Consider the following 20,379-nt stretch of genomic DNA (forward strand, 5'->3'; position numbering starts at 1 on the left):
CGCCGCCCCACGGGACGACGGCCTTTGTTGTTTCAGCCAGCCGGTCTGGCCGGCCCATACTCAGGGACGAATGGCGATCTTCAGCACCCCATCGCGCTGGTGGGCAAACAGATCGTAAGCCGCTTCGATATCATCCAGCGCATACTGATGCGTCACCAGCGGCCCCAGATCAACCCGGCCCGAGGCAATCACCCCCATCAGCCGGCGCATGCGCTCCTTGCCGCCCGGACACAGCGCGGTATTGATCTTGTGGTCGCCGAGGCCAGCCGCAAACGCCCCCAGCGGAATGGTCAGGTCGCTGGAGTACACCCCCAGGCTGGACAAGGTGCCACCGGGCTTGAGCACCCGCAAGGCCGAGGCAAAGGTTTGCTGCGTCCCCAGGGCCTCGATGGCCGAATCCGCCCCGCGCCCGCCGGTCAGTTTCATCACTTCGTCCACCACATCGCACTGGGTGAAATTGAGGGTGATATCCGCCCCCATCAGCCGCGAGATCCCCAGGCGGTGATCATTGCCATCCACCGCGATGATGGTGGTGGCCCCCAACAGGCGCGCGCCGGCCGTGGCACACAGGCCGATCGGCCCCTGGGCAAACACCACCACGGTGTCTCCGATGCGGATATTGGCGTTTTCCGCGCCCTTGAAACCGGTGGACATGATGTCCGGACACATCAGCACCTGCTCGTCGGTCAGCCCATCCGGAATTGGCGACAGATTGGCCTGGGCATCTGGCACCAGCACGTACTCGGCCTGGGTGCCGTCGATGAGGTTGCCAAAGCGCCAGCCCGCCGTGGCCTTGTAGCCGTGGCAGCCACACTTGCCGGAGGCAATCAGATAGCTGCCATCCTGTGACGCCACGCCATCCTGCGCGGCATAGGAATTGAAATTGGGGCAGATGGCGCCGGCGATGACGCGCTGGCCTTCCTGATAACCACTGACCGCGCTGCCCAGCTTTTCGATGATGCCCACCGGCTCGTGGCCGATGGTCAGCCCCGGTGCCACCGGGTATTCACCCTTGAGGATGTGCACATCGGTGCCGCAGATGGTGGTGGTGGTGATGCGGATCAGCGCATCGTTGGGTCCTACGTCCGGAATCGGCTTTTCGGCGATTTCAACCCGCCCTGCTGCCACAAAAACCGCTGCCTTCATCATGCTGCTCATACTGACCTCCTGTCTGGAAACCGGCTGGCATGTGACGGCAGGCAGCGGCGAGAAGCCCCCCGCCACCCATCACCACAAGCACCAGCAGATCATGCGATGCAGTACACTCGGCACGCAGCCCGGCCCAGCGGCTGCGCACGACCCGCCATCACCGGAATCGGCCATGGCCTTGTCTGGGGCAGCCAGAAACGCTGCAAGTTTCAGCAAGGCGCAAAAACCTTTTCTATCGGATGGGTATTCCATCATAGGGGGCAGACTGGCCGGCAGCCAAGGTGCCCGGCGCGGCGATCAGCCGCGGTTTAGCGCATCCCGCAAATGGTGGGCCGCTCGCAGGGCAAAGGCATAAATCGACAGCTGTGGATTGGCGCCGATGCTGGTGGGAAATACCGAACCATCGATAATGCTGAGATTACGCAGCTGCCAGTGGCGACCGTATTCATCCACCACCCCCTCCTCCGGCTGGCTGCTCATGGCAGCACCACCCATGACATGGGCGCTGACCACGCGCGCCAGCAAGGGCTTGAGCGGCAGCTGCAGGATCTGTGCGCGCGTCGCCTTCCAGCTGCTTTGCAAATCGGCCTGCTCGTGCAGCACCTGCACCTGGCGCGCCCCGGCGGCAAACTGCAGTTCGGCCATGGTCAGCCAGCTGCGGCGCACGCCATCCCACAGCACATCATTCAACGGGTAGTCCAGCTCCGGCGAACCATCCTGGCGCAAGCGCACCTGACCACCCTGGCTGTCCGGGTGAAAGCCATCGCGCAACAAGGCCAGCACCACTTGCAGATGGGGCAGCTGCTGCATCAGCCCCGCGCTGGCTGCACCGAAACCGGAGAGGGTGACTCCCATCAGCAAGGGATGCACCGGCGGCACTTCCAGCTTGTAGCCCAGCGGGCCATCCAGCGGCTGGGTGTGCATGAAGTGGTCGGAATAGACGGTCTGTGGAGCGCCGTTATAGGCCTCGATGCGTTGCGGCATCACCGCCCCGGAAACCACTACCGGATGCAGAAAGGTGCGCCGGCCCACCTGCGCCCCGCCCAACTGGCTGCGCAGCAGGATGGCCGGGCTGCCGATGGCACCGGCCGCCAGCACAACATGGCGCGCCCGCACCGCAAACTTGCGACCGGTCAGCCCATGGCCATCAGCCGCCAGCAGGCTACCCTCAGCCCCCTGCAGCGTCTTGCCATCCGCCGCCGGCAACAGGCGATCCACCCTGGCCCGCGCCAACAAGCCGGCCCGGTGCTGCAAGGCGCCGGGGATGGTGGTCACCAGCATCGACTGCTTGGCATTGGTGGCGCAGCCCATGCCGCAATAGCCCAGATTCCAGCAGCCGCGCACATTGCGGCGGATACGGCCGTGCTTCAGCCCCAGCGCCTGACAGCCACGCTCCAGCACGCTGTTATTGGGATTAGGGTCGGTCTGCCAGTCGGCAATGCCCAGCCTGGCCTCGGCCAGGTCAAACCACGGTGCCATGGCTTGCGGGTTCAGGCCCTGCAGGCCATAGCGCTCACCCCACCAGGCCAGGGTTTCTGGCGGGGTGCGAAAGGCGCTGGTCCAGTTGACCGTGGTACTGCCGCCCACCGTACGCCCCTGCAGGATATTGATGGCCTTGTCGGCGGTCTTGCGGCTGGCAGACTCCTGATAAAGCTCGGGATAGGCCTTGGCTTCCAGCAGGCGAAAATCACGCGAAGTGCGCAGCGCACCCTCTTCCACCATCAGCACATCCAGCCCGGCCTGGGCCAGCACCTCCGCCGTCATGCCGCCACCCGCGCCGGTGCCGATGATCAGCACATCGCAGCTCAGTTGCAGGTCCTGTGTTTGTGCTGCACCGTCCAGCACCCGCCAGCCACTGGCCACACCGTCGGCCACCGGATCGGGCAAGCTCATCTTGCTACTCATGGCAATAACCCCATCACCTGTTGCGGTTGCTGATAGCCCAGCGCGCTCCAGCTGGCCGGATTGCCAAACCAGGCGGCATTGATCAAAGCATGCAATGCCTGGAAGCCCGAGCGCAGCAGCAGCAAGGGGCTTTGCTGCCAGCGCTGCAGGAAGGCGGCCAGCTCGTCCGGCGTGGCCTGCGCCCACGGGCTGTGCACGCCGGCCAGCCAGCGCCGCGCCCAGCGATTGCCCAGCAGGTCGAACAGCTGGCGCAACTCCTGCTGTACCGCAGGCAGCAGATGCGCGATGGCCACATCCACCCCGCGCACGATGTCGTCCAGCGCCAGCCCGGCCATGCCCAGCATCACCGGGGCCAGGCTGCGGATGATCTGTGCATCAGCGGCCTGCAAAAACACCAGACGGCCCTGACTGGCGGCCGGCAGATCCGGCTGCGGGCTGGCCAGGAAGCCGGCCGCCAGCAACACCACGCTGCCGGCCATGCCGGTCTTGATCAATTGACGACGCGTAATCATCTCAGCCTCGCATCATCAGTCGCAGCAGCCATTGCACGGTGCGGCCATAAGGGGGCCGGGTCATCCAGCTGCCCGACCAGCGGCTTTGCTCGAATACCGGCTTGAGCTTGGAGAAGGTGAGAAAGCCTTCATAGCCATGGTAATGCCCCATGCCGGAGGCACCGACGCCACCAAAAGGCAGATCGTGCTGGATGACATGCAACACGGATTCATTGATGCACACCCCGCCGGAAATGGTCTGGTGCAGGGTTTTTTCGATACGCAGCGGATCGTTGTCGAACAGATACAGCGCCAGCGGCCGCGGCCGGGCATTGATGTAAGCGAGGGCCTGGTCGAAATGGTCGTAGCAGACCACCGGCAGGATGGGGCCGAAAATTTCCTCGCGCAGCAGCGTGCAGTCGGCCGGGCAGTTCAGCACCAGGGTCAATGGCAGCTTGCGGGTGCCGGACAGATCCTCGGCGGCCGGGTTGATCTGGCGGATGTCGGCCCCGGCGGCGCGCGCCTCGGCCAGCCAGTCCTGCAGCCGCTGGTAATGGCGCTGGTTGATGATATTGCTGTAGTCCGGATTATTGGCCAGCGTGGGATAGGCCCGCGTCGCGGCCGCGTCCAGCATGGCCAGCAGCCGGTCGCGGTCCTTGGCATTCACCAGCACATAGTCCGGGGCCACGCAGGTCTGCCCGGCATTGAACAGCTTGCCGGCAACAATCGACTCTGCCGCCCGGGCAAAATCGGCATCGCGCGCCACCAGTGCCGGCGATTTGCCACCCAGCTCCAGTGTGACAGGTGTGAGATGGTCGGCAGCCGCACGCATCACATGGTGGCCCACCGCGGTGGAGCCGGTGAACAGCAGATGATCGAAGGGCAAGCGGGTAAAGGCTTGCGCCAGCTCCGGCCCGCCATTGATCACGCAAACCAGATCCGGCTCGAAGTAACGCGCCACCAGCTCGGCCAGCAATTGCCCGGTGGCCGGGGTAAATTCCGACATCTTGATCATCACCCGGTTGCCGGCCGCCAGTGCGCCGATCAAGGGCCCCAATGCCAGAAACAGCGGGTAATTCCACGGCACCACAATGCCCACCACCCCCAAGGGCTGTGGCAGCACGCGATTGCGCGCCGGGCGAAACCAGATGGAGACCCCGCGTCGCTGCGGCTTCATCCAGCGCCGCAGCTGACGGCGGGCACTGCGCAATTCTTCCAGGCTGGGAAACAGCTCGCCCAGGCGGGTTTCCACGCTGCTGCGCTGGCCAAAATCGCTATTGATGGCGGCAATCAGCGCAGCGTGGTTTTGCTGGATCAGCTGCTCCAGCGCATTCAGCCAGCCCAGCCGGCGGGCCAGCACCGGAAAACGCTCGGCGGCAGCGGCGCGACACAGGGCGGCATGGGCATCCGGCAAGCTGAGCGCGTTTTCCTGCTGCATTGGCATGACATTCATTGTGCTATCCTCGTGTTGTTCCATCCGGCAAACGGTCGTTTAGAGCCACGACTCTAAAGCCAGAATAGCACCGGGAAATTTCCTTGTCACTCTCCGTGGACTACCCATGCTGATCGATTTCTTTACCGCCCTGCGCGACGCCGGCCTGCCGGTATCGCTCAAGGAATTCCTGACCCTGCTGCAAGCCCTGCAACAGCAGGTGGCCTTTGGCAGCCTGGACGCCTTTTATTATCTGGCACGCACCACGCTGATCAAGGACGAAAAACATTACGACCGTTTCGACCAGGTATTCGGCCATTACTTTCAGGGCAAGGCGCTGGTACTGGATGATCTGCAAACCGAGATTCCGGAAGACTGGCTGCGCCAGCAGGTAGAGAAATTTCTCAGCGAAGAGGAAAAGCAGCAGCTGCAGGCACTGGGCTGGGACAAGCTGATGGAAACCCTGCGCCAGCGCCTGGAAGAACAGAAAGAGCGCCACCAGGGCGGTAACAAATGGATAGGCACCGGCGGCACCAGCCCGTTTGGTGCTTATGGTTACCACCCGGAAGGCATACGCATCGGCCAGGATGGCTCGCGCCACCGCCGGGCGGTAAAGGTGTGGGATAAACGCGAATTCCGCAATTTCGACAATGCGGCCGAACTGGGCAGCCGCAATATCAAGCTGGCCTTGCGCCGCCTGCGCGAATTCGCCCGCGAGGGCGCGGAAGAAGTGCTGGACCTGGACGGCACCATCGCTGCCACCGCCCGCAATGCCGGCCTGCTCGAGCTGAAAATGCTGCGCGAACTGCGCAATACGGTGAAGGTACTGGTGCTGTTTGATGTGGGCGGCTCGATGGACGACCACATCAAGGCGGTGGAAGAGCTGTTTTCCGCGGTGAAAAGCGAATTCAAGCACCTGGAGTATTACTACTTCCACAACTGCGTCTATGAAACGGTGTGGAAAGACAATCGCCGCCGCCAGGGCAGCAGTCTGTCCACCCACGACTTGATCCACACCTTTGGCAGCGACTACAAATTGATCTTTGTCGGTGACGCCACCATGAGCCCGTATGAAATCAGCTACCCCGGCGGCAGCGTCGAACACATGAACCCGGAAGCCGGTGAAGTGTGGATGCGCCGCCTGCTGCAGCAGTTTCGCCATGCGGTATGGCTCAACCCGGTGGCCGAGCAGTACTGGGACTACACCCAGTCGCTGCAAATGATGCGCTGCCTGCTACAGGAGCGCATGTATCCGCTCACCCTGGAAGGGGTGGACCAGGCCATGCGGGCGCTGAAGAAAAGCGCGCCGGCCAGCGCCCTGCCCCCGGTTTAGGCGGCAGTAAAGCGCTGACCGTTGCCGTCGAAGGCCCGTACCTGATCGCGACCGGCCAGCTTGGCCTCGTACAATGCCTGGTCGGCCAGAGCCAGCGCCACACTGGCCTCCTGCTGGTCGCGGGCAAAACAACTGACGCCGATGCTCACCCGCACCTGCAGTTCGCCGGCATCCAGCGCAACCCGGTGCGCGCGCACCGCCTGGCGCAAGCGCTCTGCCAAGGCCAGCGCGCCGGCCATGCCACAGCCGGGCAGCAGCACGGCAAATTCCTCGCCGCCCAGCCGGCCCAGTACGTCGACCTTGCGCACCACCTGCTGGCAGATGTGGGCAAAGTCGCGCAGCACACGGTCGCCCACGGCATGGCCCCAGCTGTCGTTCACCTGCTTGAAGTGATCGATGTCCAGCATCAGCACCGCCACCGGATTGCTGAAACGCTGGAAGCGGACAAATTCATCCTCCAGCTTTTCCATGAAACTGCGCCGGTTGGCAATGCCGGTCAGCGCATCGGTGGTGGCCAGCAGCCGCAGTGATTCCTCCTGCAGCTTGCGACTGCTGATATCACGGTATACCCACAGCACACTGCGCAAGCGCCCCTCGATAAAGATGGGCACATGGTCGCGCTCCAGGATGCGGCCATCGACCAGCGGCCACTCTTCGCCCAGCACCACCTCGCGCGAACGCTGCAATTCTTCCAGCCTTTGCAGCAGCCGTTGCGGGTCGGCGAACTGTCGCGCCGCCATGGCCGCCACCTGCACCCGGCCCAGATACTGGAGCTGCTCCGGGGTATAGCCGGGCAAGAACAGCTGACAGTACTGCTGGTTTACCAGCACCACCTCGCCATTGTGGTCCTCCAGCAGCATGGCGCCATGGAAGTTTTCGATGATGGTCAGCAATTGCCGCTGCAGGGTGGACAGCGCCTCTTCGGCCTGCCGGCGCGCGGTGATGTCATGAATGATGGAAAACAACAAGGTGCGCCCGCCAGACTCCACCGGCGAGGAATGCACGTCGACCGTGCGCAGCTGGCCATTGGCCAGCCGGTGAGTGAAGGTGAAATGATTGTGTGCCTGCTGCAGCGCCACGCCCATGGTGCCGCGTATTCTGGCCTCTTCCATCTGGTTGATATTGCTCATCGGCATGCCGACCAGCTCGCCCCGGCGATAACCATAAAAGCGCTCGGCCGAGGGATTGGCATCCACGATCACCCCGCTGGCCGGATCAACCAGTATCATCACCGCACCGTGATTCTGGAACAGCATGCGGAAATGCGCCTCGCTGTTTTCCAGCAGCTTTTGCGCCTGCTTGTGGGTGGTGATGTCCTGCACGGTGCCGACGATGCGACAGACATTGCCATTGCCGTCCACCTCGGTGGCCTGGCCCTTGTCCAGTATCCACAGCACTTCACCGCTACGCCGCAGCAAGCGGTACTGGATCTGGTACTGATTGGCCTCACGCTTGAGCAGGGCGCGGATATTGTGGCGCACGGTGGCCAGGTCATCCGGATGGACCAGCGCCTGCCATTGCCCGGGATTGTCATGCAGCTCGTGGTAGTCGTAGCCGACCATATTGACCAGCTGCTGGTTGAAATCCAGCCGTCCCAGCGCCACATGCCAGTCCCACAGCCCGATATTGGCCGCGCGCATGGCCATGTCCAGCCGCTCCTGACTTTCACGCAGGGCTTCTTCGGTCCGCTTGCGCTGGGTGATTTCCGAAATCAAACCATGCCAGCGCACCGACTGGTCATCCTGCAACTCCGGCGTGGCGCGGGCTTCCACCCAGATCAGCCGCCCATCCGGCAACAGCACGCGAAACTCGCTGATCCACGGCAGCTGGTAGCGCAGTGCCGATTCGCTCTCTTCGCGCACCCGCTGCTGGTCATCCGCAAATACGCGCCGCCACACCAGATCGGCATCCTGCTTGACCTGGGCCGGGGTGACACCAAAAATGGTCAGCACGCCGTCGCTGACATAGGAAAACCTGCCCTGTCCCTGCGGGGCGGACCAGAACTGATAGATCATGCCGGGAGTATTGGCGGCGATCTTGGCCAGCCTGTCCTCGCCCTCCACCTGGTTGCTGACATCCATCCAGTAACCCTGCACCACATCGCCGGCAACCTGCTGCACCTGCTCTTCCAACCAGCACCAGTGACCTGCACCATGCCAGAAACGATAGCGGCGGCAGGTAAAACCGCGTTCCTGGCCCAGCCGCCAGCCACCGTCGGCCAGCCCGGCCAGCTCGTCCGGATGCAGGTGCTGCAGCCACCAGTCGGGCTCCAGCAGAATGTCTTCCGGGAAATAGCCGAGTATGGAGGCCACATTGGGGCTGACTTCCACCACCACCCGCGGCTGCTGTACATGGCAGGCGAACGCCACCATCGGGCCATTGGCAAACAGGGCATGCTGGCGCGTCATCAGCTGCTGCAGACGCTTGAACTCGGTCACATCCTGCATCACCACCATATAGCCGCCGGCAGCGCCTGGCTCGACCATGGCGGTGATGGACAGATTGACGGTATGCAAGCGGCCATCCTTGCCACGCAGCGGCCACTCCCGCGTCAGGCTGCGTCCGGGCTGCACTTCGGCAGTGAATACCTCGACAGCGTCCACCGCACGCCCCAGCCGGGCAGCCAGCTGCGCACGCTCCTGCTCCAGCAAGTCCGGCTCCAGCAGCACGCTGGGCAGTGCCTGCCCGCACAATTCATCAGCCCGGTAGGCCAGCAGCTTTTCTGCCGCATGATTGAACAGGATGATCAGGCCGTCCGCATCCAGTGCCATCAGCGCGGTGTCCGCCGCATTGAGCATCGACAGCAACAGGCCAGCCGTCGGCGGCTGGCCCTGTTGTGGCGTGCCCGAGGATGATGACAAGCTCAAGACGGTCTCCCGGCATCGGTATGCAGATTCATGCTTTACTTTATAGATGATGTTTGGAGTGCTCGGCAAAGTGCTATGAAATTAGCCTGCTTTGCTTGAAAAAAATAACAATAACCACATATTTAGCTTGAGCAATCAGCCAGTTGCGCCAACAATGAAGACAGAGGTCAGCCAAACAAGACCTCAGCTAGCCGAGGGAAGCCGCCATGGAAACCGTAATGATGATCCTTATGATCGCTGCCTTTGCCATCGTGCTGGGCATGCTGACCGCCCCGCTGGAGAAAAAGCGCGAGCTGATCCCCATCCGTATCCGCAAGGAAGACCAGCAGCCACGGCGCAGATCTGGGCGCTAAACGGATGCAGGTGCAAGCAAAAAGGCAGCCACGGCTGCCTTTTTGCATGGCGCGGCCTGTCTCAGAAATCGCGCTGCGGCACCAGTACCGTGCGGTTGCCATTGCTCTCCATGGCACTGACAATGCCGGCCGCCTCCATCTGCTCGATCAGCCGCGCCGCGCGGTTATAGCCTATGCGCAAATGGCGCTGCACGGCGGAAATCGACGGCTTGCGCGTTTTCAACACGATTTCCACTGCTTCATCGTATAAGGGATCGCTCTCGGTTGCTGCCTGGGTCTTGGCAGTGGCCGCAGCCGACTCCTCGTCCGCCTCGGTTTCACCAGTCAGCAAGCCTTCCACATAATCCGGCTCGCCCCACTGCTTGAGAAAATCCACCACCGCATGCACTTCGTCATCGGTGACAAAAGCGCCATGTACCCGTTGCGGATAGCCGCTGCCCGGCGGCAGGAACAACATGTCACCCTGACCCAGCAGGCTTTCCGCGCCCATCTGGTCGAGAATGGTCCGGCTGTCGATCTTGCTGGACACCTGGAAAGCAATCCGCGTCGGGATATTGGCCTTGATCAGGCCGGTAATCACATCCACCGAGGGGCGCTGGGTGGCCAGAATCAAATGGATACCCGCCGCCCGCGCCTTCTGTGCCAGACGGGCAATCAGTTCTTCAATCTTCTTGCCGGCCACCATCATCAGATCGGCAAATTCATCCACCACCACCACGATGAAGGGCAGATTGTTCAGCGGCTCCGGTGTTTCCGGGGTCAGGCTGAAGGGATTGGTCAGCCGGCGGCCGGCCGCCTCGGCTTCGCGCACCTTGTCGTTGTAACCGGCCAGATTACGCACACCCAAAGCGCTCATCAGCCGGTAGCGACGCTCCATTTCGCCCACGCACCAGTTGAGCGCATTGGCGGCCAGTTTCATGTCGGTGACCACCGGGGCCAGCAAGTGCGGAATGTCGTTGTATACCGACAATTCCAGCATCTTGGGGTCGATCATGATGAAGCGCACTTCGTCCGGCGTGGCCTTGTACAGCATGGACAGAATCATCGCATTGACGCCCACCGACTTGCCGGAACCGGTGGTACCGGCCACCAGCAAGTGCGGTGCCTTGGCCAGGTCGATGGCCACCGGCTGCCCGGTAATGTCCTTGCCCAGCGCCATGGTCAGCCGCGAGGCCGGTTGCTGGAATACATCGGCGGAGAAGATCTCCGACAAGCGGATCATCTGGCGCTTGGCATTGGGCAGCTCCAGACCCATGCAGGTCTTGCCCGGAATGGTTTCCACCACCCGGATGGAAGCCAGACCCAGTGCCCGCGACAGATCTTTCATCAGGTTGACCACCTGGTTGCCACGCACGCCAACGGCCGGTTCCACCTCGTAACGGGTAATCACCGGTCCGGCATAGGCATCCACCACACTGACCTTGACCTTGAACTCGGCCAGTTTTTCCTCGATCAGGATGCCGCGCTCCAGCAATTCGTCTTCCGACACCACGGTGGTGGCTTCTTCGGCCGGGCGCAGCAGGTCCAGCCCCGGCAGGCAGTCTTCACCATAAATCACCGGCAGGCTGGAACGATGGGCGGCAGCGGGCGGCAGGCTCCATGGCAGCGCAGCATCCGCCACGCTTGCCACTGCCGGCTGCTGCGGCACAGCCAGCGACTCGGCCACTACGGCGGTCACTTCGCTGCTGGCGGTAGCCGCGGCAGCGGGTGGCAAATCAGTCTCATCCAGCAGGTGCCACACCAGATTACTCGACGGCTTGCTGGCGGGGGCCGCCGCGGGCGGGTTCTCGCGGATCATCGACCACGGCAAGACCGGCTCGGCAGCAGGCGGGGGTGGCGGCGCGGCCGGGCGGACTTCACTGTCCTGCGGCGGTAGCTGCGGCCTCTGCTCGGGCCAGCGCCACGGCTGACGCTCCGGTTCCGCCTGCGGCACGGCCATGCTGGCCGGTGGCGAGGCAGGCATGCGCGGCGCAGCCAGCGGCTCCGCCGGCAGCGGGCTCACACTGCTGGCTTCCGCCACGACAGCGGGCGGCGGCTCACTGATGGTGACCGCGGCAACAGGCTCAGCCTGGCTTGCCGGCGCGCCCTGCTCCGCCGGTGGTAAAACCGCGGACGGGTCAGCTGGCTCGCCATTGGCAAACAGCTGCTCGGCAGCCATTTCTGCCACCTGCATATTCTCCAGCGCTGGCTGCGGTGAAGACGACAGTGGCTGCGCAAGCGGTGCAGGTGCAGCAGATTCAGCCGCACTGTGCGGCAAAGGCGCGTCGGGAATATCGGCCAGCGACAGGCCGGACAGCTGCGCGGCCGGCTCAAGCACCGGGGCGGGCTTGGCCGCTGGCGGTCGTGGCGCAGGCGGACGGATCCAGCCGGCATAAGCATTGCTTCTGGGCTGTTGCTCGTGCCGTACGATGGCCGGCTCGGAGGGGGGCGGGCTGACCCGCGGCGGGATCGGCTGGGTGATGATCTTGCGCGGAGCCGGATGCACCGGCTGCAACACCACGGCCGGCTTAGCCACCGGGGTCTCATGACTGCGGCGCTTGCTGTGCAGGGCATTGACCTGGGCACGCACTTCATGCGGATCGATCACCGGCAGCGGGCGCGGCTCGGGATGGCCAGACAGCGACTGGCGCTGTGCCTGACGACGGCGCGAGCCGTGATGCAGATTGTTTTGCAGCTCGTCCAGCCCGATGACCGGCAGATTTTCGCCACGCGGCTGGCTGGGGGCTGCGGCTGATGGCTTGGGCTTGCGATAGCTGCGTACCAGTTCGACATGCGGCAGATCAGGCGCTGGCGTGGCGGGCTTGCCCTGCACGCGCGGGGCGGGGCTGGCCGGCGGCGGCGTGGGCACGGCGGCAGCGACAGCCGGCCTGGGCTGGGGCTGGGCACGGCCCTGCTCGCTGCCTGATGGCGGCGGCAGGCCGGGCTCCTCATCCGCCACGGTGCTGTCAAAGCGGATGGCCACCGGTTCGCGGCGGCGTTCGCGAAATGCCGCCGGCGTGATGTCCAGTTCTTCATCATGACCGGCACCCAGCACACGATCCAGCTTCTTCAGCAGGCGCTCACGCTGCAGCGACACCCGCGCACGCCAGGGGTGCCCTGCTCCCAGCATCCGCCAGGTCACACCTGCTGCCACACCCAACATCATCAGCCCAAGCACAAACCACACGATCAGCAACCTCTTTCCTCATTCTGCCGTAGTCGCGCAAACCAGCCCAAGGCCAATTCCGCAGCACACGACAGGGGCAATCCAAAGCGCCGATTGTACCCGTTTTTGACTGCGCTTCGCATGGCCGCACCGCGCAAACGGCGGCATAAACAAAAAAACCCCGCACAGGGCGGGGTTCTTGTCGATCAGCGCTCGGGATCAGTTCACGGCCACGGTAGCGGCGATGTCCTGGTAGTCCTTGATCTGGTCGAAGTTCAGGTACTGGTAAACCTCGGCACCCTTCTCGTTGATGATGCCGATATTGGCCTTGTACTCTTCCACGGTCGGAATCTTGCCCAGCTTGGAGCAGATGGCGGCCAGTTCGGCCGAACCCAGGAACACATTGGTGTTCTTGCCCAGACGGTTGGGGAAGTTACGGGTGGAAGTGGACATCACGGTGGCGCCTTCGCGTACCTGTGCCTGGTTACCCATGCACAGCGAGCAGCCCGGCATTTCGGTGCGGGCACCGGCCATGCCAAACACGCCGTAGTGACCTTCGTCGGTCAGCTGCTGCGCGTCCATCTTGGTCGGCGGAGCCAGCCATAGCTTGACCGGCAGGTCGCGCTTGCCTTCCAGCAGCTTGGAAGCGGCACGGAAGTGACCGATATTGGTCATGCAGGAACCGATGAACACTTCGTCGATCTTGGTGCCGGCCACTTCGGACATGAACTTCACATCGTCCGGGTCGTTCGGGCAGGCCACGATCGGCTCTTTCACGTCGGCCAGATCGATTTCGATCACGGCAGCGTATTCGGCGTCGGCATCCGCCTTGAGCAGTTCGCCCTTGGCAATCCACTCTTCCATCTTCTTGATGCGGCGTTCCAGCGTGCGCGGGTCGGCATAACCGTCGGCAATCATGGTCTTCATCAGGGTGATGTTGGAGCGCATGTATTCGACGATGGGTTCCTTGTTCAGATGCACGGTGCAACCGGCAGCGGAACGTTCGGCAGAAGCGTCGGACAGCTCGAATGCCTGTTCAACCTTCAGGTTGGGCAGACCTTCGATTTCCAGTACACGGCCGGAGAAGATGTTCTTCTTGCCAGCCTTGGCCACGGTCAGCAGACCTTGCTTGATGGCGTACAGCGGGATGGCATTCACCAGGTCACGCAGGGTGACGCCCGGTTGCAGTTCGCCCTTGAAGCGCACCAGTACCGATTCCGGCATGTCCAGCGGCATCACGCCGGTAGCCGCGGCAAAAGCCACCAGGCCAGAACCGGCCGGGAAGGAAATGCCGATCGGGAAACGGGTGTGGGAGTCACCACCGGTACCCACGGTATCCGGCAGCAGCAGGCGGTTCAGCCAGCTGTGGATCACGCCATCGCCCGGACGCAGCGCAACACCGCCACGGGTGGAGATGAAGGCCGGCAGTTCCTTGTGCATCTTCACATCCACCGGCTTCGGATAAGCGGCGGTGTGGCAGAAGGACTGCATCACCAGGTCGGCGGAGAAGCCCAGACAGGCCAGGTCTTTCAGCTCGTCGCGGGTCATCGGGCCGGTGGTGTCTTGCGAACCCACGGTGGTCATCTTCGGTTCGCAGTAGGTACCCGGACGCACGCCCTGGCCTTCCGGCAGACCACAGGCGCGGCCAACCATCTTTTGTGCCAGCGAGAAGCCCTTGCCGGAATTGACCGGGTCTTTCGGCAGACGGAAGGTGGTGGACGGGGCCAGACCCAGTGCTTCGCGTGCCTTGGCGGTCAGGCCACGGCCGATGATCAGGTTGATACGACCGCCAGCGCGTACTTCGTCCAGCAGCACGTCGGACTTCAGCTGGAAGTTGGCCACGGTGGCGCCGTTCTTTTCAATCTTGCCGTCGTACGGGTAGATGTCGATCACATCGCCCATTTCCAGCGCGGACACATCCACTTCGATCGGCAGCGAGCCGGAGTCTTCCTGGGTGTTGAAGAAGATCGGAGCGATCTTGCCACCCAGGGTGACGCCGCCAAAGCGCTTGTTCGGCACAAACGGGATGTCCTGGCCGGTCGCCCATACCACCGAGTTGGTAGCGGATTTGCGGGAAGAACCGGTACCCACCACGTCGCCCACATAGGCAACCAGATGGCCTTTTTTCTTCAGGTCTTCGATGAACTGCATCGGACCGCGCTTGCCATCTTCTTCCGGCACGAAGGCAGCACCCGGACGGGTGTTCTTCAGCATGGCCAGGTAGTGCAGCGGGATGTCCGGGCGGCTCCAGGCGTCCGGTGCCGGCGACAGGTCGTCGGTATTGGTTTCGCCCGGCACCTTGAATACGGTGACGGTGATTTTCTTTTCCACTTCCGGACGGCTGGTGAACCATTCGGCATCGGCCCAGCTTTGCAGCACGCTCTTGGCGTTGGCATTGCCGCCTTCGGCCAGCACTTGCACGTCGTGGAAGAAGTCGAATACCAGCAGGGTTTTCTTCAGGCCCTCAGCGGCAATGGCGCCCACTTCGGCATCGGCCAGCAGGTCGATCAGCGGCTTGACATTGTAACCACCCAGCATGGTGCCCAAGAGTTCGGTGGCCTTGGCACGGGAAACCAGCGGCGAAGCCACGCTGCCTTCGGCCACGGCGGCCAGGAAGGATGCCTTGACCTTGGCGGCATCATCCACGCCCGGCGGTACGCGGAAGGTGATCAGCTCGACCAGCAGATCTTCCTCGCCCTTGGGCGGGTTTTTCAGGAGTTCGACCAGTTGTTCGGTTTGCTTGGCGTTCAGCGGCAGGGGCGGAATGCCCAGTGCAGCGCGCTCTGCAACATGCTGACGGTAGGCTTCGAGCATAGCTTGGGACCTTTTTGCTTGGGTTGTTTGCAATGAGTCAGCCGCCAGCGCGGGATCAACTGGCGGCAACCGTCCGGGGAGATTTCCTTCTACCCCGTTTTGATTGCTGGAAGATTACGCCGTCTGACCGCCAGTGACAAACGAGTAATCGAAACATCGTCTGTGAGTTATACTCACACCATGAGCACTTACCCCCCTCTCAACGCGCTGCGGATATTCGAGGCTGCAGCAAGGCTGGAAAGCTTTTCCTCGGCAGCCGACGAGCTGTTCGTTACCCACGGTGCTGTGAGCAAGCAGATCAAGCAGCTGGAGGAATGGCTGGGCGTGCGCCTGTTTGACCGTGCCGGCGGCCGGGTCAAACTGACCGATACCGGCTGGCGCTACCTGATCCAGGTGCAGGACGGGCTGGACCTGATCGCCAATGCCACTTCGCAGTTGCTGCAGCCGGACAACCAGCGCCGGCTCACCATCAATTCCACCCCTACCATGGCCATGCACTGGCTGATGCCCAGGCTGCATGTATTCCGCGAAAGCTATCCGGATGTGGAACTGCATCTGGTGACATCAGACCGTGACATCAGCCGGCTGGACAGCCCGTTCGACATTGCCATCCGTCGCGGACCCGGTGACTGGCCCGGCCATATCGCCAAGCCTTTCCTGGAAGAATGCGAGCTGCCGCTCTGTTCGCCTGCGCTGCTGAAACGCTTTCCCATCGACAGCCCGGCCGACCTGGCGCAGCACACCCTGCTGTATGCCGACACCCGCCCCACCGCCTGGCAACGCTGGCTGACCCTGGCCGGCGTACCCGAGCTGAAACCGGCCTGCGGCTTGCATTTCGACCGTTTCTCGCTAGCCTTGCAAGCGGCGCTGGATGGGCTGGGCGTGGCACTGGGCCCGCTGCCAATGGCGCAGTCGCTGGTGGATTCCGGCCAGCTGGTGGCGCCCCTATCCAGCCCGGTGGTGCCGGTGCGTGATTACTGCTGGATCGTGCCACGCACGGCATCGGGCGACTCCACCGTGGCCTCCTTTTGTCGCTGGCTGGAGCAGGAATCCGGACAGATGCGTCCCTTTCCGGCCGCCGGACTCAACGACAACATGATTGCCCACGCCTTTCCGGAAGACTAGGGCTGCTGCGGCGTCAGGCCCAGCTGGCGCATCTCCGGCGGCGCGGTATCGCGCGGCAGCCATTTATTGTAGATACGGCGGAAACTCCCGTCCTTCTTCATGGCGGCCAGCGCGTCATACCAGCGCCTGACGGTGCGCGCCGAGGTGCCGCGCGAAAACGCCAGATACAGCTCAAGCGACTCCAGCACCCTGACCACCTCCACCGCATCCGGCGGCTGGTGAATATCCTTCAATACCGAGGCCACCACAAAGCCGCCCTCCACCCACAGGTCGTAGCGCCCACCCAGCAGCTTCTGTGCCGATACTTGCGGCGTGGGAGCCAGATCGACCTCGACAAAACCGGCCGATGCCGCGGCATCGGCAAAAATGCTGCCGCGATACGCCCCCACCGGCCGACTGTAAAGTGCCGTACCCAAGGCCAGCAGATTGCCGGCTTCGCCCTTGCGCGACAGCAGCACGGTCTGCGATACCGCCACCGGCCCGATCAGCGTCATCAGCTTTTCCCGCGCATCACTGCGCCCTACGGTAAACAGCAGCACATTGGGCGTGCTTTCCAGTTCGCGATAGCCACGCGCCCACGGTACGACCTCGATGGCCGTATTGTCATGAATGCGTGCTTGAATCTCCCTCACCACTTCCACGGCCATGCCATCCGCCACACCATTGCGCTGAAAGGTGATGGGCGGCCACTCTTCGGTGAAGATGGACAGGGCTGCAGCCGGCAGGGCAAGGGATAACAGAATCAGTAGCAGGAGAATCCGCATGGCAGTCATCTCGCTCGGGTCATCGTTTATTGATAGCTGTTAGCGCATGACGCTGCAGGCATATTCGTTATAATGTGCGCCTGAGATCGAGCTGCTGTGCCTGAACCCAGCCAGTACCGCCCCCCACCGAACGCAAGGAACGCCATGAGCCGCATCACCCTTTCCCGCTTTCTGATCGAACAACAGCGCAAGGCCGGCACCCTGCCGCCCGAACTGCGTTTGCTGATCGAAACCGTTGGCCGCGCCTGCAAGGCCATCAGCTACTCTGTCAACAAGGGTGCGCTGGCCGGCATTCTGGGTGAGGCCGGCACCGGCAACATCCAGGGCGAAGCACAAAAGAAACTGGACGTGATCGCCAACGACTTCCTGCTGGATGCCAATGAATGGGGCGGCAGCCTGGCCGCCATGGCGTCGGAAGAAATGGAACTGCCCTATCACATTCCGGGTGAATACCCGAAGGGCGAATACCTGCTGATGTTCGACCCGCTGGATGGCTCATCCAATATCGATGTCAATATCTCGGTCGGCACCATTTTCTCCATCCTGCGCTGCCCGGAAGGCATTGATCACCCCACGCAGGAAGCCTTCCTGCAACCGGGCACCAAGCAGGTTGCCGCCGGTTACACCGTGTACGGCCCGCAGACCATGCTGGTACTGACTTTCGGCAGCGGCGTGCACGGCTTCACGCTGGACCGCGAACACGGCTCCTTCGTGCTGACCCACTCCGACATGCAAGTCCCGGAAACCACTCAGGAATTTGCCATCAACATGTCCAATATGCGCCACTGGGAAGCCCCGGTTAAGCGCTATGTGGATGAAATGCTGGCCGGCAAGACCGGCCCGCTGGGCAAGGACTACAATATGCGCTGGGTGGCCTCGATGGTGGCTGAAGTACACCGCATCATCACCCGCGGCGGCATCTTCATGTATCCGAAAGACGCACGCGATCCGGACAAGGCCGGCAAGCTGCGCATCATGTACGAAGGCAACCCGATGGCCTTCATCATCGAGCAGGCCGGCGGTGCCGCCACCAACGGCTATCAGCGCATCATGGAAATCCAGCCCAAGGGGCTGCATGAGCGTGTGGCGGTTTTCCTCGGCTCGAAAGAAGAAGTCGAACGCATCACCGCTTATCATCAGCAATAAACCAGTCGACCCTGCCGCCACGGCAGGGTTTTTTCATTGGCGGCCATGACAGCGCCGCCAAAGCGCCTATAGTGGTAAATGGCTACACAAAAAACGGAAAAGCGCATGCTGTCCATTCAACACTTGATCGTTGCCCTGGCAGAAAGCTCGTCGGTTCAGGCACAAATCATCCGCAATGCCCTGTCCGAACTCGGCATTACGCGCATGGAAGTATTCGAAACCGGGGAAGCCCTGCTGGAATACATCGGCAAATACAAGCCGGACGTGGTGATGAGCGCCTTCCACCTGCCCGACATGACGGGCGGGGAAATGATTTTCCGCATGCGCGGCCACACCGAACTGCGCGACCTGCCCTTTATCCTGGTGTCCAGCGAAACCAATCCCGACCTGATCGACCCGATGCGCCAGGCCGGCCTGATGGGCATACTGCCCAAACCCTTCGATCTGCCCCAGCTGCGCAAGGTCATCAACGACACCCTGGATTTTCTGGCGGTCAACCAGAACGATACCGACAGCGACCTCGACTACGCCGACCTCAACATCCTGGTGGTGGACGACAGCGTGATGGCGCGTCGCCATATCCGCACTGTGCTGGAGCGACTGGGCTTCGAGAAAATCACCGAATCCTGGAGTGGCAAGGACGCCCTGCCGCTGATCGACAGCACCCTGTTTGATCTGGTGCTGACCGACTACAACATGCCGATGATGGATGGTTGCGAGCTGGCCAGCTATATCCGCACCCGCAGCATGCAAAGCTCGGTCCCCATCATCATGATTTCCAGCGAAGAAAACATGGAAAGGCTGGCCGCCGCCGAGGCCGCCGGTGTATCCGCCATCATGGGCAAACCCTTCGAGACCTCGGCGGTGCGCCAGGTGCTGCGCACGCAACTGGCGCAGCGCTGATCAGCGCGGCATCACCCACACCAGGCGCGCGCCGCCCTGTGCATCGTTGACCGCCTGGCGCCGCCAGTAGCCGGGAGTGGCGTAATCGCCTGGCAGGGTGGCCACGCCGTCCAGACGGCAATAACTCACTTCCTGATAGCCGGCTTGCAAGAGCTGGCTGCGTCCTTTCTGCCGGCTTTTGGCACAGGCCGGATGCATGGCCAGCGCCACGCTGTCCGAGGGGGCCGACCCCTCCCAGCCCCGCACCAGCAGCAGTCGCGGCTGCGTCATCAAGGCCAGGCCATTCAATACCGCCGTCAGCAAGCCACGCCACGGTGCGGCAACCGCCGCCAACGGTGCTGCCAGCTCGCCCGGATAGGCCAGCTGCAAGGCCAGGCTATCTTCCACATCGGCCAGCCAGTCGGCACCTGCCAGCGAAAAATCCGCCCGCAGCAGCAGCAAGGCCACTTCCTGGCGGCCTGGCATCTGCATGACAAAAGCACCCCCTTCTGCGCCATCGACGTGCAGATAAAATGCCGCCGCCGGCAGTTGCAAACGGTCGGGCAAATGACCAGGGGCACGGGTATGCCGCAGCGCCTGCATCAAGCCATCTTCCAGATGTGCCATGAGCTTGCCATGACGGCAGAACTGTCCGTAGGCATCGGCCAGCCGCTGCTCGCTGGCGGTACGCGCCGCGACCGCCGGATAAACCTGGGCGGCACGCGTCAGCTCGCGCCCTACCAGCTCCTGTACCTGCTGCTGTGCCGCCGTCTGCTGCACTTCCCGCGCATACAGCTGCCCCACTCGCTTGGCCCATGGCCGTGTTGCCGCATAACGCTGTACTGCGTAAATCATCTCCATCAAGCACCCCGGACAAGAAAAAAGGGCCGCATTGTAAGCGCAAGCAGCATGTCGCTACCAGCCCGCCCCCCTTAGGCAGCGTGGCTGCCGGCTGGCCAGAAAGCAAAAGGGC

14 protein-coding genes are annotated in these 20,379 nt (G+C 62.8%); 5 read left to right on the forward strand and 9 right to left on the reverse strand.

Annotation, left to right across the window (positions count from 1 at the left end; genetic code table 11):
• Nucleotides 1–60: 60 nt before the first annotated feature.
• The 4 genes from DFR38_RS02135 to DFR38_RS02150 form a co-directional block, all read right to left on the reverse strand.
• Nucleotides 61–1,158, reverse strand: coding sequence for an NAD(P)-dependent alcohol dehydrogenase (locus tag DFR38_RS02135; RefSeq protein ID WP_059287025.1), 1,098 nt, complete (start codon nt 1,156–1,158; stop codon nt 61–63).
• Between the two features lie 288 nt (nt 1,159–1,446).
• Nucleotides 1,447–3,042: a GMC family oxidoreductase gene (locus tag DFR38_RS02140; protein ID WP_244909880.1), complete on the reverse strand. Its 1,596-nt coding sequence runs from the start codon at nt 3,040–3,042 to the stop codon at nt 1,447–1,449.
• Between the two features lie 8 nt (nt 3,043–3,050).
• Nucleotides 3,051–3,566, reverse strand: a complete 516-nt coding sequence (locus DFR38_RS02145; RefSeq protein WP_110312932.1) for a hypothetical protein — start codon at nt 3,564–3,566, stop codon at nt 3,051–3,053.
• Nucleotide 3,567: 1 nt separating this feature from the next.
• Nucleotides 3,568–4,998 carry a coniferyl aldehyde dehydrogenase gene (locus DFR38_RS02150; protein WP_059287529.1) on the reverse strand — a complete coding sequence of 477 codons (1,431 nt, stop codon included), beginning with the start codon at nt 4,996–4,998 and terminating at the stop codon, nt 3,568–3,570.
• 106 nt (nt 4,999–5,104) lie between these two features.
• Between DFR38_RS02150 and DFR38_RS02155 the strand changes: the two genes are divergently transcribed.
• On the forward strand, nt 5,105–6,310 hold the full coding sequence (locus DFR38_RS02155) for a vWA domain-containing protein (protein WP_059287528.1): 1,206 nt from the start codon (nt 5,105–5,107) through the stop codon (nt 6,308–6,310).
• On the opposite strand, the gene DFR38_RS02160 is transcribed toward DFR38_RS02155, so the two are convergent.
• Nucleotides 6,307–9,177 (reverse strand): PAS domain S-box protein, encoded by a 2,871-nt coding sequence (locus tag DFR38_RS02160; protein ID WP_146215903.1) that lies wholly within the window; start codon nt 9,175–9,177, stop codon nt 6,307–6,309. The two genes, DFR38_RS02155 and DFR38_RS02160, sit on opposite strands and share 4 nt — an antisense overlap.
• Nucleotides 9,178–9,395: 218 nt before the next feature.
• Between DFR38_RS02160 and DFR38_RS21655 the strand changes: the two genes are divergently transcribed.
• A complete protein-coding gene (locus tag DFR38_RS21655; RefSeq protein WP_275576188.1) occupies nt 9,396–9,530 on the forward strand; it encodes a hypothetical protein in 135 nt (44 codons plus the stop codon).
• Nucleotides 9,531–9,591: 61 nt separating this feature from the next.
• On the opposite strand, the gene DFR38_RS02165 is transcribed toward DFR38_RS21655, so the two are convergent.
• Both DFR38_RS02165 and acnB read right to left on the reverse strand, forming a co-directional pair.
• The gene (locus tag DFR38_RS02165) at nt 9,592–12,696 is read right to left on the reverse strand and encodes a DNA translocase FtsK (RefSeq protein ID WP_244909881.1); all 3,105 of its coding nucleotides are present in this window, start codon (nt 12,694–12,696) and stop codon (nt 9,592–9,594) included.
• 198 nt (nt 12,697–12,894) lie between these two features.
• A complete protein-coding gene (acnB, locus tag DFR38_RS02170; RefSeq protein ID WP_059285491.1) occupies nt 12,895–15,489 on the reverse strand; it encodes a bifunctional aconitate hydratase 2/2-methylisocitrate dehydratase in 2,595 nt (864 codons plus the stop codon).
• A 180-nt stretch (nt 15,490–15,669) separates the two neighbouring features.
• On the opposite strand from acnB, the gene gcvA reads away from it, so the two are divergent.
• The gene (gene gcvA / locus DFR38_RS02175; RefSeq protein WP_082693355.1) at nt 15,670–16,614 is read left to right on the forward strand and encodes a transcriptional regulator GcvA; all 945 of its coding nucleotides are present in this window, start codon (nt 15,670–15,672) and stop codon (nt 16,612–16,614) included.
• Here gcvA and DFR38_RS02180 read toward each other — a convergent pair.
• Entirely contained in the window at nt 16,611–17,378 is a 768-nt protein-coding gene (locus tag DFR38_RS02180) for a substrate-binding periplasmic protein (protein ID WP_158527676.1), read from the reverse strand. The genes gcvA and DFR38_RS02180 overlap by 4 nt on opposite strands.
• Before the next feature lie 144 nt (nt 17,379–17,522).
• Between DFR38_RS02180 and DFR38_RS02185 the strand changes: the two genes are divergently transcribed.
• Both DFR38_RS02185 and DFR38_RS02190 read left to right on the forward strand, forming a co-directional pair.
• Nucleotides 17,523–18,524, forward strand: coding sequence for a class 1 fructose-bisphosphatase (locus tag DFR38_RS02185; protein ID WP_059285489.1), 1,002 nt, complete (start codon nt 17,523–17,525; stop codon nt 18,522–18,524).
• A 105-nt stretch (nt 18,525–18,629) separates the two neighbouring features.
• On the forward strand, nt 18,630–19,427 hold the full coding sequence (locus tag DFR38_RS02190) for a response regulator (RefSeq protein ID WP_059285492.1): 798 nt from the start codon (nt 18,630–18,632) through the stop codon (nt 19,425–19,427).
• On the opposite strand, the gene DFR38_RS02195 is transcribed toward DFR38_RS02190, so the two are convergent.
• A complete protein-coding gene (locus tag DFR38_RS02195; protein ID WP_110312934.1) occupies nt 19,428–20,267 on the reverse strand; it encodes a hypothetical protein in 840 nt (279 codons plus the stop codon).
• Between the last annotated feature and the right edge of the window lie 112 nt (nt 20,268–20,379).

It is taken from the genome of Aquitalea magnusonii, from assembly GCF_003202035.1.
GTDB classification, from domain to species: domain Bacteria; phylum Pseudomonadota; class Gammaproteobacteria; order Burkholderiales; family Chromobacteriaceae; genus Aquitalea; species Aquitalea magnusonii.